Raw genomic sequence first — 14,755 nt, 5'->3', positions numbered from 1 at the left:
TTCGTCGCCGACGGCGGCATCCTCGCCGCGGGCAACAGCCCCGGCACGCTGACGCTCGGCGCGCTCGCACTGGGCGGCGGCGCCACGCTGAACTACGAACTCGGCCAGGCCGGCGTGCCCGGTGGCGCGCTCAACGACCTGATCGATGTCGCGGGCAACCTGCTGCTGAACGGCACGCTGAACATCGCGCAGTCGGCCGGCGGCACGTTCGGACCGGGCCTGTATCGCCTCATGAGCTACGGCGGCACGCTGACCGACTTCGGCCTGGACATCGGCACCGTACCGGCCGGCGCCAAGCTGGCCGACCTGCAGGTGCAGACCTCGGTGGCGAACCAGGTCAACCTGGTCAACCGCGCGGGCCTTGAGCTGAAATTCTGGGACGGCGGCGACAGCACCAAGTACCACGACAACCAGGTGGCCGGCGGCAGCGGCACCTGGCGCGCGGGCAACCCCCAGCCCTCGAAGGACGGCTGGACCGACGTGGACGGCAAGCTCAACGCCAACTGGGCGCAGGGCCAGTTCGCGGTGTTCGGGGGCAAGGCCGGCACCGTGACGGTCGACGGGGCCGGTGGCGCGGTGCGCATCGCGGGCGCGCAGTTCGCGGTCGACGGCTACACGGTCCAGGGCGACGGCCTCACGCTGGACAACGCCAACTCGGTGGTGCGCGTGGGCGACGGCATGGCCGGGGGCGCGGCCATGACCGCCACGGTGAATGTCGCGCTCTCGGGCGCAGGCGGCATCTCGAAGGAAGATGCGGGTCGGCTGATCCTCGGCGGTATCAACACCTACACCGGTGGCACCACCGTGAAGGGCGGCGTGCTGCAGGGCAGCGCCACCAGCCTGCAGGGCAACATCGTCAACAACGCTGAGGTCGCGTTCGATCAGGACAAGACCGCTGGCACCTACGCCGGCGTGATGAGCGGCACCGGCAAGCTGCGCAAGATCGGCGCCGGCACGCTGACGCTGGCCAGTGCCAACAGCTACAGCGGCGGCACGCTGGTCGATGCGGGCACGCTCGCCACCGACACCAGCGGCGCGCTGGGCACGGGCGCTGTCGGCATCGCCTCGGGCGCGGCGCTGCAGTTCGGCGGCAAGGCCGACGCGGGCACGCTGGTCATTGCCAACCAGGGCACGCTGCGGCTGCAGGACGGCGCGAATGCCGCCAGCGCCACGGTGACCAATGCGGCTGGCGCGCAGGTGCGCATCGACCTGGCCACTACCGGCGCGAGCATCGGCTCGCTCGGCGGTGGGGGCGACGTGGTGCTCGGCGCGAAAGCCCTGACCACCGGCGCAGTCGGCAGCGACAACACGATCTCGGGCGCCATCAGCGGCGCCGGCGGTTCGCTCGTGAAGGTCGGAGCAGGCACGCTCACGCTCGCGGGCACGGCCAGTTACAGCGGCGAAACGCGCGTCGTCGCAGGCACCTTCAAGGCCGGCGCGGCCAACGCCTTCAGCGCTGCTTCGAGCGGCGTCGTAGCCAGCGGCGCCACGCTCGATCTGGCGGGCTTCAGCCAGAAGATGGCAGGCCTGAACAACGCAGGCACGGTCTCGCTGCTGGGCAGCACGCCCGGCACCACGCTCACGTTGACCGGCCCCTACGTCGGCAACAACGGCGTGCTGCGGTTGGCCGCGAAGCTGGACAACCCCGGCACCGCCGACCGCCTCGTGCTCGACGGTGCTGCCGCCAGCGCGAGTGGTCGCACGACGGTGCAGGTGTCCAACCTCGGCGGCCTGGGCGCACGCACCAGCGGCGCGGGTATCGAGCTGATCAGTGCACGCAACGGCGCGACCACCACCGCGCAGACCACCAAGGACGCCTTCGTGCTCTCGGGCGGCCATGTCGATGCCGGGGCCTTCGAGTACCGGCTGTACGCGGGCGACGCCAGTGGCGGTGGTGAGAACTGGTATCTGCGCACCGAGGCCGAACTGGGCGCTCCGGGCGTTCCAGGCACTTCCGGCGGTGCCGGGCTGCCGACCTACCGCACCGAGGCTTCGCTGTTCGCGGCGCTGCCCCATCAGCTGCGCCAGGGCAACCTGGGCATGCTCGCGAGCCGCAGCCAACGCGTCGGCGACGACGATGTGCGCGGCGGTGCGGGAGCAACGCCGGGCACCGACGGCAACAACCGTCGCGCCTGGGGCCGGCTGATCTCCACCGACATGGACATCCGCCAGGGCGGCACCGTCTCGCCGCACGGCGAGGGCCGTCTGACCGGACTGCAGGCCGGCACCGACCTGTGGGCCAACCCGGATTGGCGCGCTGGCATCTACGTGGGCCAGCTCGACGGCAACGCCCGCACGAGCGGCTTCAGCGGCGGCCTTCTGAACACCGCCGCAGGCAGCAACGATCTGCGCAGCCAATACCTGGGTCTCTACGGCACCTTCACCACTGAGGATGGCTTCTATGCCGATGCGGTGCTGCAGGCTGGTCGCCACCGCTACACGGTGCAGCCGCTCCTGAGTGCGGGCGTCTCGGGCAAGGGCAACAGCTTCCTGGCATCGATCGAAGTAGGCAAGGCCTTCGCGATCGGTGCGAGCGGCTGGTCGGTGGAGCCGCAACTGCAGCTGATCCATCAACGGCTGCGGCTTGACGACGTGTCCATCTCGGGTGCACTCGTGCAGCAGGACGCGGGCAGCGGCTGGATCGGCCGCGCGGGCGTTCGCATCAAGGGCAGCTTCGTGACCGGCGCCGGCACGCTGCAGCCCTATGCGCGCCTGAATGTCTATCGCAGCGCCAAGGGCAACGACGTCGCTCGCTTCGTGAACCCGGCGGCCATCACGCCTGTCGGTGCGCCCATCGGTGGCACCAGCACCGAGCTGGCTGCGGGCTTCACGCTGGCGGTGAGCCAGCGCACGAGCCTCTACGGCGAACTCGGCAAGCAGTGGGCCACGGGTGGCGGGGCGCGGGTGGGCAGCTCCATCAATGCGGCGGCGGGCGTGCGAGTGAAGTGGTGAGCAGGTGAAGTGAGGCGGCGCGACGGAACTGCCTGTCGCGGCCGCTTCGAAAGAAAGCGTCGGCATGACCGACGCGCGCCACCGGTTCAGCTCAGATCAGGTTGCGCATCGCCTGCGCCGTCTCGCGCAGCACCGACAGCACGCGGGCCACCGCGTCTTCCGAACTCTCGTGGCCCATCGGCATCGTGATGTTGAGCGCGCCCACCAGCGTGCCGTGGCGGTCGCGCAGCGGCACGGCGATGCCGCGCGAGTTCAGGTCGAGCTGCTGCTCCGACAGCGCCCAACCCTGGGCGCGGATGCGCGCCAGCTCGAGCTTCATGCGCTCCATGCTCGCGATGGTGTGCGAGGTGAACACCGTGAGCTGCCGCGTGGCGAGCCAGTCCTTCAGCTCGGCGTCGCTGCGCAGCGCCAGCATCAGCATGCCCGAGGCCGTCACCTGCGCCGGCACGCGCGCGCCGAGCACGTAGCCGGTGCTCATGCTGCGGTTGGGGCCGTTGCGCGCGATGTAGACCACCTCGTCGCCGTCCATCACGCTCAAGTAGGCGATTTCGTTGGTGCCGGCCGCCACGCGTTGCAGAAAAGGCTGCACCACGCGCGGCAGCCGGGCCGATTCGAGGTACGACTGCCCCAGGCGCAGCACGCGCGGCGTGAGCCAGAACAGCTTGCCGTCGCTGGCCACGTAGCCCATGTGCTGCAGGGTGAGCAGGTAGCGCCGCGCGGCGGTGCGCGTCATGTTCGTGCGCTGGCCGGCCTGGCTGGCCGTGAGGCGCGGGTTGGCGTCGTCGAAGGCCTCGATGATGCTCACGCCGCGCTCCAGCCCGGCGATCCAGTCGCGCTTGTCCAGGCCGGCGGGCGGCGTCGAGTCGTCGGGGCTGGTGCTGTTCATGGGCGGAAGTGTGCCCGCGTCCGGCGCGGCGGCGGAGTCCGAATGGCTAGGTAAAAACCCGCAATTTGATCGATTGACGAACTTGAAAGATCGATCATCGAGCGTTTTGCGCCTCGTATGCCAGCAGGCCGCGCGCGAAGGGACTATAAAGCCCGCTGTTCCGCCCCGAAACGAGCGATTGACGAACGGAAGCACGCCCATGAGCCCATTCATCACCGGCAGCACCCAGGCCTACCTCATCCCCGGCGACCCGGTCCGCAACGTGCGGCTGCCGCGCATGTTCAACGCGGCCTTCGCGCGCTACGGCATCGACGCGGTGCTGGTGCCCATGCAGGTGCCGGTGCGCGACTTCGCGGTGTTCATGAAGTCGGCCTTCCTGGCGCGCAACGTGCGCGGCATGGTGATCGCGCCGCCGCACAAGCCGCGCGTGGTCGACCTGCTCGACGGCTGCGGCCTGTTCGGCCGCGTGGCCGGCTCGGTCAACGTGGTGCGCCGCACCGAGGGCGACCAACTCGAGGGCGACCTGTTCGACGGCGAGGGCCTGATCGGCGCGCTCGACCGCTGCAACGTGCCGTTCCGCGGCAAGCGCGTGCTGATCCTCGGCGCGGGCGTGAGCGCCGCGGCCATCGGCGTGGCGCTGGCCGAAGGCGGCACGGTGAACGGCGCTGAGCACATCGCCTTCTTCGACACCGCCTCCGGCAAGGCCGCGGGCGTGGCCGCCAAGCTCGACGCTTTTTTCGACGCGACCGTGGTTGCCGTGGACAGCAACGCGCCCGAGGGCTACGACCTCGTGATCAACGCCACGCCGCTGGGCCTGGCCGAAGACGACGCGCTGCCGCTGGACGTGGCGCGCATGGAACCGCACGCGGCGCTGTTCGACATCCTGCTGCGCAACCAGCCCACGCCGCTGGTGCGCGCGGCGCGGGCGCGCGGGCTCAACGCGCAGGCCGGCTTCGAGATGCTGGTGCAGCAGATGCCGCACTACTTCCGCTACTTCGGCCACATCGACGCGGCCGATGCGATGCAGGCCGACGCCGACTTCCTGCGCGAGCTCATCTATCCGCCGGCGATGCACGCCGAGATCGCAACCCCGTTGCGCTACCAATCCCCGAGCGTGGCCTGATCCCGCTCCTTCCTGAACAAGACGACTTCCCATGATCTCCGGCAAGACCACGCTCATCGCCCACATCGGCTACCCCACCGAGGCCTTCAAGGCGCCGATGATCTACAACCCCTGGTTCGACAAGCAGGGCATCGACGCGGTCGTGGTGCCCATGGGCGTGAAGCCCGAGGACTATGCGGTGTCGCTCGCGCAGATCTTCAAGTTCTCGAACCTGCGCGGCGCATTGGTCACGATGCCGCACAAGGTCACGACGATGTCGCTGGTCGACGAGGTCACGCCCACCGCGCGCGTCGCGGGCGCCTGCAACGCCGTGCTCAAGCGGCCCGACGGCAGCCTGCTGGGCGACCAGTTCGACGGCGCGGGCTTCGTGCGCGGTGTGGAGCGCAAGGGGCGCCTGTTCAAGGGCACGCGCGTGTTGGTGTCGGGCACGGGCGGCGTCGGGTCGGCCATTGCGGCGTCGATCGCGGCGGCCGGCGCGGCCGAGCTGATGCTGTTCGACATGAGCGATGCCTCGGCGCAGGCGCTGGCCGCGCGGCTGCGCGAACACTATCCGCAGATGAAGGTCGCCACCGGCTCGAAGGACCCGGCGGGCTTCGACATCGTCGTCAACGCCACGCCGCTGGGCATGAAGGACACCGACCCGCTGCCTTTCGACGTGGACCGCATCGCGCCCGAGACCTTCGTCGGCGAGGTCGTCATGAAGACCGAATACACGCCGCTGCTGCAGGCCGCCAAGGCCAAGGGCTGCCAGGTGCAGGTCGGCACCGACATGCTGTTCGAGATGATCCCGGCCTACCTCGAGTTCTTCGGCTTCGGCACCGCCTCGCCCGAAGAGCTGCGCGCCGTCGCGCAATTGAAATACTGAAAACACCGGAACACGCATGAGCATTTTTGAAGGCTTCCTTTCCACCTCCGAGACGCTGGGCGCCTTCAGCGACCGCGCCTTCGTCGACGCCATGCTGCGCTTCGAGGCCGCGCTCGCGCGCGCACAGGCGGCCGAGGGGCTGATCCCCGAGAGCGCCGCGCATTCGATCGTCGGCAGCTGCAAGGTCGAGCTGTTCGACGTGGCCAAGATCGTGCGCGAGAGCGGGCGCGCGGGCAGCGTCGCCATCCCGCTGGTGAAGGCGCTGCGCGAGGCCGTGGGCCTGTTCAATGCCGAGGCCGCGCCCTTCGTGCACTTCGGCAGCACCAGCCAGGACGTGATCGACAGCGCGATGGCGCTGGTCACGCGCGAAGCGGTCGCGCTCGTCGAGACCGACCTCGCCAAGGCCGCCGACGCGCTGCTGCGCCTGGCGGTGCAGCACGCCGACACGCCGATGCTCGCGCGCACGCTGATGCAGCCGGCCTCGGTCACCAGCTTCGGCTTCAAGTGCGCCGGCTGGGCCGCGCCGCTGGTGCGCAGCCGCACCCGCCTGCGCGCCGCCGCGAAGCACGCGCTGCAGCTGCAGCTCGGCGGCGCCGTCGGCACGCTGGCGCAGATGAAGGGGCAGGGCGCCGCGGTGCGCCAGCGCATGGCCAAGGAACTCGGCCTGGGCGACCCCGGCGCCACGTGGCACACGCAGCGCGACGAATGGGTCGCGCTCGGCTGCGAACTCGGCCTACTCACGGGCAGCCTGGGCAAGGTCGCGGTCGACATTTCGCTGCTCGGCCAGTACGAAGTGGCCGAGGTCGCCGAGCCCAGCGAACCCGGGCGCGGTGGCTCGTCGGCGATGCCGCACAAGCGCAACCCCGTGGCCTCGATGGTCGCCATTGCCGCCGCGCACCGCGCGCCGCAGCGCGTGGCGGCCTTGCTCGGCGCCATGCCGCAACAGCATGAGCGCGCGCTCGGCGCCTGGCAGGCCGAGCTGGCCGAATGGCCGCAACTGTTGATGTCGGCGCACGGCAGCGTGCGCGCGATGGCCGGCGCCTTGCCCGGCCTGCAGGTCGACGCCGCGCGCATGCGCGCCAACATCGACCGGCTGCGCGCCGAGTTGCCGCGCGACGCGGCCGACGAATGGTTCGACCCCGCACTCGCCGTGAATGCGGGGCAGATCGCTGTGGCAGAGGTGAAAGCCCTGCAAGCCCAACTCTCATCCGACAAGGAACTCTCGCAATGACCGCCCCCGAAACCCCGAGCAACCCTTACGAAGACGGCCTCGTCAACCGCCGCCGCGTGCTCGGCGACGCGTGGGTCGACAAGTCGCTCGCCAACCGCAACGGCTTCAACGCCGAGTTCCAGGAGCTCATCACGCGCCACGCGTGGAACGACATCTGGGGCCGCCCCGCGCTGGGCGACAAGACGCGCCGCTTCATGGTGCTGTCGATGATGCTGGGCATCCATGCGTACGAAGAGTTCGCGATGCATGTGCGCGCCGCGCTCGACGGCCCGCCCGAGTCGCGCCTCACGCCCGACGAGATCAAGGAAGTGATCATGATGGCCGCGATCTACTGCGGCGTGCCGGTGGCCAACCACGCCTTCGGCATCGCGACGAACATCCTGCGCGAGAAGGGCCTGCTGCCCGCAGCACCCGCTGCTCCGTCCGCGGCGCAGTGAACGCGCCGGTCGCCCCGAAGAAGGGCCGGTTCGACGTCAGTTTCACCTTGCTGCTGCCGCTGCTGCTGGCCGCGCAACCGGTCGCCACCGACAGCTATCTGCCCGCGCTCCCCGCCATCGCGAAGGAACTGGGCTCGGCCAGCACCAGCCTCACGCTGTTCGTGCTGGCCTTCGGCTTTGCGCAGCTGCTGTGCGGCCCGCTGGCCGACCGCTTCGGCCGACGGCCGGTGCTGCTGGCGGGGCTGGCCTGTTATGTGGTCGCGGCTTTCGGCGGTGCCTTTGCGGGCAGCGTGGCGGTGCTCGCGGGCTGGCGCACGCTGCAGGGTTTTTCGATGGCGGCGATTCTCGTGTGCTCACGCGCCGCGGTGCGCGACCTGTATCCGGCGCACGAGGGCCCGCACGTCATGGCACGGGGCCTCACGGGGCTGGGCATGGTCGGGCTGGTGGCGCCGCTGCTGGGCGCCTGGCTGGTGCAGGGCGCAGGCTGGCGCTGGGTGATGGTCGCGATGGCGGTCTATTCGCTGGCGCTGTTCGCGCTGTGCTGGCGCTCGTTCGGCGAAACGCGCAAGCCGCTGGCCGGAGGCGAATCGTCCGCGCCGCGCGGCAGCGCGCGCGCCGTGTTCGCGAGCCGCGCCTTCCGCGCCTGGGCCTCGGTGGCGGCGGCCACCTACGGCGGGCTGTTCTGCTTTCTGCTGCTCTCGCCGATGGTCTACATCGGCTACCTCGGCTGGTCGCCCGCGTGGTACGGCTGGATTCCGGCCGGCGGCTCGCTGGTCTACATCTTCAGCACCACGATGTGCCGCAGCCTGCTGCGCCGCTTCGGGCCGGTGCGCACCGTGCGCCTGGGCGCGGTGCTGAGCATCACCGGCGCCGTGATCCAGGCGCTGGGCTGCTGGCTGATGCCGCACAGCGCGGTGCCGTTGCTGGCGGGCCACGCCGTGTACTGCCTCGGCCACGGCATCCACCAGCCCTGCGGGCAGGCCGGCGCCGTGGGCGACCTGCCGCACCTGGCGGGGCGGGCCGTGTCGTGGTCCGGTTTCGGCATGATGATGGTCGCGTTCTGCGTGGGGCAGGTCGCCGCGCTGTTCGTCGACACGAGCTTTTCGTACGGTGCCTGGCCGATGGTGGTGCCGATGCTGATGGCCGGCACCGTGCTGCTGGCCATCGCGTTCCTGTGGCTGCCGCGTCTCGCACAACCTGCTTCTCCATCCTCTCCCCAGAAGGACTCCACCCCATGACCACTTCCACCCCCCGCCTGAATGTCGTGCGCGAAGGCGACGGCCCCTTCGTCGTGCTCAGCCATGCGCTCGGCTGCGACCTGCACATGTGGGACGGCGTGGCCGCGCAGCTCGCACGCGCCCACACGGTGATCCGCTACGACCACCGCAACCACGGCGGCTCCGAGGTGGTGCCCGGCGTGCTGCGCGTGGAAACGCTGGCGCAGGACGCGTCCGAGCTGATCGCGCGCGAGACGGGCGGCGAGCCCGTGCACTTCGTGGGCCTGTCGATGGGCGGCATGACCGCGCAGGCGCTGGCCGTGCGGCACGCCGCGCAGCTCAAGACCGTGGTGATCGCCAATTCGGCCGCGCACTACCCCGACCAGGCCCCGTGGCGCCTGCGCGCGGAAACCGTGGCCGCCAAGGGCGTGGCCGCCATCGCCCCGGGCGCCGTGGCGCGCTGGCTCACGCCGGCCTACGCCGCCACGCCCGAAGGCGCGGTGGCCGCGCGCACCTTGCACGACACGCTGGTGCGCACCGACGCGCAGGGCTACATCGAGAGCTGCAACGCCGTGGCCGCCATCGACTTCCGCGACAGCAACCGCCGCATTGCCACGCCCACGCTGGTGATCGGCGGGCTGCACGACGAGGCCACGCCCCTGGCCATGTCCGAGGCCATGGTGGCGCAGATCCCGGGCGCGCGGCTGGCAACCATCGATGCCGCGCACCTGAGCGCGGTGGAGCGCCCGGTCGAGTTTGCGCAGATGCTGATCGATTACTGGCGCAGCCTCTGAAAAAACGCTCGGCCCGCATCCCCGCGCGGGCTAGGCGTAACCCCTATTTCGTTCGAATGATGATCGGCAGCGTGCGATCATCGATCAGAAGGGGCTGATTTGCGTTGTGGCGCGCCCGGGCTCTTTCTACAGTCCATCCCCATGCACCGCGCCATTGCCACCGTCTCGCTCAGCGGCACCCTCCGCCAGAAGCTCGAAGCCATTGCGGCCGCGGGCTTCGACGGCATCGAGCTGTTCGAAGCCGATTTCGTCAACTTCCGCGGCACCGCCGCCGAGCTGCGCCGCATCGTGGCCGACCTGGGCCTGGCTATCGACCTGTACCAGCCCTTCCGCGACTTCGAAGGCATGCCCGAAGCGCAGTTCCACCGCAGCCTGGAGCGCGCCGAACGCAAGTTCGACCTCATGGAAGCCATGGGCGCGCCGCTGGTGCTGTGCTGCTCCAACACCTCGCCGCTGTCGGTGAACGACCCGGCGCGCGCCGCCGCCCAGCTGCACGAGTTGGCCGAACGCGCCGCGCGCCGCAACCTGCGCGTGGGCTTCGAGGCGCTGGCCTGGGGCCGCCACACCTCGCGCTACGCCCAGGCCTGGGACATCGTGCAGCGCGCCGACCACCCGCACCTCGGGCTGATCCTCGACAGCTTCCACACGCTGTCGCTGAAGGACGATCCGGCGGGCATCGCCGCCATTCCGGGCGAGAAGATCTTCTTCGTGCAGATGGCCGATGCGCCGCTGTTGTCGATGGACGTGCTGCAGTGGGCGCGCCACCACCGCTCGTTCCCGGGGCAGGGCGATTTCGACGTGGTCGGCTTCTTCGAGCAGGTGCTGCGCGCGGGCTACACCGGGCCGCTGTCGCTGGAGATCTTCAACGACATCTTCCGCGAGACGCCGAACCGCCGCACCGCCGTCGATGCGATGCGCTCGCTGCTGTACCTCGAAAGCGAAACGCGCGAGCGGCTCGCCCACGGGAATGCACCCGTGCAGCCGCAGCGCGTGGAGCTGTTCAACCCGCCACCCGCGCCGGTGCTCTCGGGCCTGTCGTTCATCGAGTTCGCGGCCGACGAGGCCTCGGCCGCCACGCTCGGCGCGCTGCTCGGGCAGCTGGGCTTTCGCCGTGTGGGGCGCCATCGCTCCAAGGCCGTCACGCTGTACCGCCAGGGCGGCATCCACTTCATCGTCAACGCGCAGCCCGATTCGTTCGCGCGCCGCCGTTTCGAGGCGCATGGCACCTCGGTGTGCGCGCTGGGTGTGCGCTGCGCCGACCCGCTCGCGGCCGTGGGCCGCGCCAGCGCCATGCGTTCGCAGCGCCACGACAGCCCGGTGGGGCCGAACGAGCTGCGCGTGCCGGCCATCGTGGCGCCGGGTGGCAACCTGATCCATTTCGTGCCCGAGGCGCTGGGCGCCAACGGGCTGTACGAGACCGACTTCATCCTCGAGGACGCAGGGCCGGGCGACAGCGATGCGGGCCTCACGCGCATCGACCACGTCGCGCTGGGCCTGGCGCTCGACCAGCTCGACACCTGGGTGCTGTTCACGCGCGCCGTGCTCGGCCTGGAGCCCGGCGAGAGCCTGGAGCTGGCCGACCCCTTCGGCCTGATCCGCAGCCGCGGCGTGGCCAATGCCGACCGCAGCCTGCGCCTGGTGCTGAACGTGTCGCTGAGCCAGCGCACGCGCACCGCGCGCACGCTGAGCGTGACCGGCGGCGGCGCGGTGCACCACATCGCGCTCGACTGCGACGACATCTTCGACACCGTGGCCCGGCTGCGCGCCAACGGCACGCGCTTCGTGCCGATCTCGGACAACTACTACGACGACCTGGCCACGCGCATCGACGTGGCGCCCGAGCTGCTGGCGCGCATGCGCGAAGCCGGCGTGCTGTTCGACCGCTCGGCGGCCGGCGACTACCTGCACATCTACACCGAGAGTTTCGACGGCGGCCTCTTCTTCGAGGTCGCACAGCGCGTGGGCGGCTACGACGCCTACGGCGCGCTCAACGCACCCGCGCGCATGGCGTCGCAGGCGCAGCAGCCCCAGCAACAAGACTGATTTTTTCCCCTCGCATCCGACACCTTCGTCACACCACTGGAGACAACCCATGGCCCACCCATCCGCCAAAGAGCCGCAAGGCAAGCACCAGTCGAGGAAAGCCGCCGCCAGCGGCTGGATCGGCTCGGCGCTGGAGTACTACGACTTCTTCATCTACGCCACCGCCGCGGCGCTGATCTTTCCGCAGATCTTCTTTCCCAAGGGCGACCCGACCACGGCCATCATCGCGTCGCTCGCGACCTACGGCGTGGGCTATGTCGCGCGCCCCATCGGCGCCTTCGTGCTCGGCCACTGGGGCGACACGCACGGGCGCAAGCAGGTGCTGGTGCTGTGCATGTTCCTGATGGGCTTCTCGACCGTGGCCGTGGGCCTCTTGCCGACCTACGACCAGGTCGGCCTGCTGGCCCCGGCGCTGCTGGTGTTCCTGCGCCTGGTGCAGGGCTTCGCCGTGGCCGGCGAAATCTCGGGTGCGAGCTCGATGATCCTGGAACACGCGCCGTTCGGGCGCCGCGGCTTCTTCGCGAGCTTCACCTTGCAGGGCGTGCAGGCCGGCCAGATCCTGGCGGCCGCCGTGTTCCTGCCGCTGGCGCACTACATGCCTGAGGAATCCTTCAACTCGTGGGGCTGGCGCATTCCGTTCCTGCTGAGCTTCATCGTGATCGTGGCCGGCTACATCATCCGCCGCGAGGTCGACGAGACACCGGCCTTCGCTGAAGTCGACCAGAAGGGCGAAGTGGCCAAGGCGCCGATCGTCCAGGCGCTGACCGACAGCTGGGGCGACATGCTGCGCGTGATCTGCATGGCGCTCATGAACGTGATTCCCGTGGTCGCCACCGTGTTCGGCGCGGCCTACGCGGTGCAGGCCGCCTACGGCATCGGCTTCCAGAAAGACGTGTACCTGTGGATTCCCGTGCTGGGCAACATCCTGGCCGTGCTGGTGATCCCGTTCGTGGGCAACCTGTCGGACCGCATCGGCCGCAAGCCGCCGATCATCGTGGGCGCCCTGGCTTCGGGCCTGCTGTCGTTCGTGTACCTGTACGCCATCAGCATCAAGAACGTGCCGCTGGCCATCTGCATGTCGCTCTTGATGTGGGGCGTCGTGTACCAGGGCTACAACGCGACCTTCCCGAGCTTCTACCCGGAGCTGTTCCGTACCCGCAACCGCGTGTCTGCCATGGCCATCTCGCAGAACATCGGCACCACCTTCACCGCGCTGCTGCCCGCGCTGTTCGCCGCCGTGGCGCCTCCGGGCTCGACCAACATCTGGTTCACCGTGGGTGCGATCACCTTCGCCGTGACCGTGCTGGCCGCGCTGGCCGCCATGAGCGCCCGCGAGACCTACCGCGTCCACATGCACGACCTGGGCAACCCGAACGCCGTGCCGGTCGACAAGGCCGAGTACGAGCGGCTGCGCGAAGAAACGCTGGCCAGCGCCCGCACGGAGCGCGAGCGCCGCAAGGCCATGGCCTGAAGACCCCGCGCGCACAAAGGGGTTGTGGCGCCATGAAGAATGGCGCCATGACCGCCCATCTCAAGATCGATTTCGTTTCCGATGTGTCCTGCCCCTGGTGCGCCGTGGGCCTCGGCTCGCTCGAGGCCGCCCTGAAACGGGTGGCGCCGGAGGTCACGGCCGAACTGCATTTCCAGCCCTTCGAGCTGAACCCGCAGATGCCGCCCGAAGGCCAGGACACCTTCGAGCACTTGAACCAGAAGTACGGCTCCTCGCGCGAGCAGCAGGCCCAGGCCCGCGAGGCGATCCGCCAGCGCGGCGCGGCCGTCGGCTTCGAGTTCAGCGCCGGGGGCCGGCCCCGCGTGTACAACACCTTCAACGCCCACCGCCTGCTGCACTGGGCCGAACTGGAAGACCCGGCCAAGCAGGTGGCGCTGAAGAAGCTGCTGCTGAAGGCCTACTTCACCGACAGCCAGAACCCTTCGGACATCGAGGTGCTGGTGCGCGCGGCGACCGAGGCGGGGCTGGACGCGGCGCGGGCCCGCGAGATTCTGGCCGGCGACGAGTTCGCGCAGGAAACCCGTGAACGCGAGCGCCTGTACACCGACGCCGGCATCCATTCGGTGCCCGCGATCATCATCAACGACCAGCACCTGATCTCCGGCGGCCAGCCGGTCGAGGTGTTCGAGCGCGCGCTGCGGCAGATTGCGGGCGCGGAGCCCAGCCGCACCGCCACGGCCTGACGGCACGGGGCTGCGGCCCTGCCGTTTCGTCCTGAAACGAAGCTGACCCTCAGCTTTACCTGAGCACGGCCCGAGGTCGGTCAACCGCCTACATCGCGAGGCGGTTGAAGGGCGCATGATCGACCGCATGCCGTTTCCGAAGCTGCACCGTTCGCGCGCGATCGCCGTGACGCTGGCCGCCGTGCTGGCGCTCACCGCCTGTTCCACCGGCCTGCTGCGCCCCGAGGGCCCGCCGCTCACGGCGCTGGGCCATGCCGCCGACACGCCCGCCGCGCAATTGCGCTGGCTCGATCGTGTGAGCTGGGGCGCCACCGCCGGCAGCCAGGCCGAACTGGCGCGCGACGGCCTGCCGCGCTGGATGGGCCGCCAGCTGCGTCCCGCGCCGCGTCCGCTGCCCGCGGCGGCGCAGGCGCAGATCGACGCCATGGCCATCTCGCGCACGCCGCTCGACCAGCTCGTCTTCGCGCTCGACGCCCGGCGCAAGGCCGCCGACGCCTTGCCCGACGAAGAAGCGAAGAAGGCCGCACGCACGGCCTACCAGCAGGAGCTCAACACCCTCGCGCGCGAGGCGCAGCAGCGCTTCCTGCTGCGCGCGCTGTATTCGCCGAACCAGCTGCAGGAGCAGATGACCTGGTTCTGGATGAACCACTTCAGCGTCAGCATCCGCAAGGACCTGGTGCGCGCGATGGTCGGCGACTACGAAGAGAACGCCATCCGCCCGCACGCGCTCGGCAAGTTCCGCGACCTGCTGGGCGCCACCGCGCGGCATCCGGCCATGCTGCGCTACCTCGACAACGCGCAGAACGCCGCCAACCGCATCAACGAGAACTACGCACGCGAGCTCATGGAGCTGCACACGCTGGGCGTGGGCGGCGGCTACACGCAGGCCGACGTGCAGGAACTGGCGCGCGTGCTGACCGGTGTGGGCGTCAGCGTGCAGCCGCCCGACGCGACGCCGCCCGCGGTGCGCCCGGCCGTGCGCGCCGACTACGTGCGCCAGGGCCTGTTCGAGTT

12 protein-coding genes are annotated in these 14,755 nt (G+C 70.1%); 11 read left to right on the top strand and 1 reads right to left on the bottom strand.

All coding sequences use genetic code 11. The annotated features are described in order from the left end of the window. A partial coding sequence (locus VBO01S_RS27340; RefSeq protein ID WP_157627469.1) for an autotransporter family protein occupies nucleotides 1-2,952 on the top strand: 2,952 nt, incomplete at its 5' end. Between the two features lie 91 nt (nucleotides 2,953-3,043). Here VBO01S_RS27340 and VBO01S_RS27335 read toward each other — a convergent pair. Beyond that, nucleotides 3,044-3,838, bottom strand: a complete 795-nt coding sequence (locus VBO01S_RS27335) for an IclR family transcriptional regulator domain-containing protein (protein ID WP_062481277.1) — start codon at nucleotides 3,836-3,838, stop codon at nucleotides 3,044-3,046. 199 nt (nucleotides 3,839-4,037) lie between these two features. Here VBO01S_RS27335 and VBO01S_RS27330 point away from each other — a divergent pair, with 199 nt between their 5' ends. The 10 genes from VBO01S_RS27330 to VBO01S_RS27285 form a co-directional block, all read left to right on the top strand. After that, complete coding sequence (locus VBO01S_RS27330; protein WP_062481276.1) at nucleotides 4,038-4,961, top strand: shikimate dehydrogenase family protein; 924 nt, start codon at nucleotides 4,038-4,040, stop codon at nucleotides 4,959-4,961. Between the two features lie 31 nt (nucleotides 4,962-4,992). Beyond that, nucleotides 4,993-5,826 (top strand): shikimate dehydrogenase family protein, encoded by an 834-nt coding sequence (locus VBO01S_RS27325; RefSeq protein WP_062481274.1) that lies wholly within the window; start codon nucleotides 4,993-4,995, stop codon nucleotides 5,824-5,826. A 16-nt stretch (nucleotides 5,827-5,842) separates the two neighbouring features. Continuing rightward, complete coding sequence (pcaB, locus tag VBO01S_RS27320) at nucleotides 5,843-7,057, top strand: 3-carboxy-cis,cis-muconate cycloisomerase (protein ID WP_062481272.1); 1,215 nt, start codon at nucleotides 5,843-5,845, stop codon at nucleotides 7,055-7,057. Beyond that, the gene (locus VBO01S_RS27315; RefSeq protein ID WP_062481270.1) at nucleotides 7,054-7,494 is read left to right on the top strand and encodes a carboxymuconolactone decarboxylase family protein; all 441 of its coding nucleotides are present in this window, start codon (nucleotides 7,054-7,056) and stop codon (nucleotides 7,492-7,494) included. Before pcaB ends, VBO01S_RS27315 begins: the two co-directional genes overlap by 4 nt. After that, complete coding sequence (locus VBO01S_RS27310) at nucleotides 7,491-8,732, top strand: multidrug effflux MFS transporter (protein ID WP_062481268.1); 1,242 nt, start codon at nucleotides 7,491-7,493, stop codon at nucleotides 8,730-8,732. The genes VBO01S_RS27315 and VBO01S_RS27310 overlap by 4 nt, the downstream gene beginning before the upstream one ends. Next, nucleotides 8,729-9,505: an alpha/beta fold hydrolase gene (locus tag VBO01S_RS27305; protein ID WP_062481266.1), complete on the top strand. Its 777-nt coding sequence runs from the start codon at nucleotides 8,729-8,731 to the stop codon at nucleotides 9,503-9,505. The genes VBO01S_RS27310 and VBO01S_RS27305 overlap by 4 nt, the downstream gene beginning before the upstream one ends. A 141-nt stretch (nucleotides 9,506-9,646) precedes the next feature. Next, nucleotides 9,647-11,548, top strand: a complete 1,902-nt coding sequence (locus tag VBO01S_RS27300; protein WP_062481265.1) for a bifunctional sugar phosphate isomerase/epimerase/4-hydroxyphenylpyruvate dioxygenase family protein — start codon at nucleotides 9,647-9,649, stop codon at nucleotides 11,546-11,548. A gap of 49 nt (nucleotides 11,549-11,597) precedes the next feature. After that, nucleotides 11,598-13,019 carry an MFS transporter gene (locus VBO01S_RS27295; RefSeq protein ID WP_062481263.1) on the top strand — a complete coding sequence of 474 codons (1,422 nt, stop codon included), beginning with the start codon at nucleotides 11,598-11,600 and terminating at the stop codon, nucleotides 13,017-13,019. A 47-nt stretch (nucleotides 13,020-13,066) separates the two neighbouring features. Further along, nucleotides 13,067-13,741: a DsbA family oxidoreductase gene (locus VBO01S_RS27290; RefSeq protein WP_062481278.1), complete on the top strand. Its 675-nt coding sequence runs from the start codon at nucleotides 13,067-13,069 to the stop codon at nucleotides 13,739-13,741. A gap of 115 nt (nucleotides 13,742-13,856) precedes the next feature. Then, the coding region (locus tag VBO01S_RS27285; protein WP_157627468.1) for a DUF1800 family protein at nucleotides 13,857-14,755 on the top strand (899 nt) is incomplete at its 3' end.

The organism is Variovorax boronicumulans NBRC 103145 (assembly GCF_001591345.1).
GTDB lineage: Bacteria > Pseudomonadota > Gammaproteobacteria > Burkholderiales > Burkholderiaceae_C > Variovorax > Variovorax boronicumulans.
The sequence above is the reverse complement of the archived record's forward strand: the minus strand, read 5'-3'. Positions and strand labels throughout refer to the sequence as shown.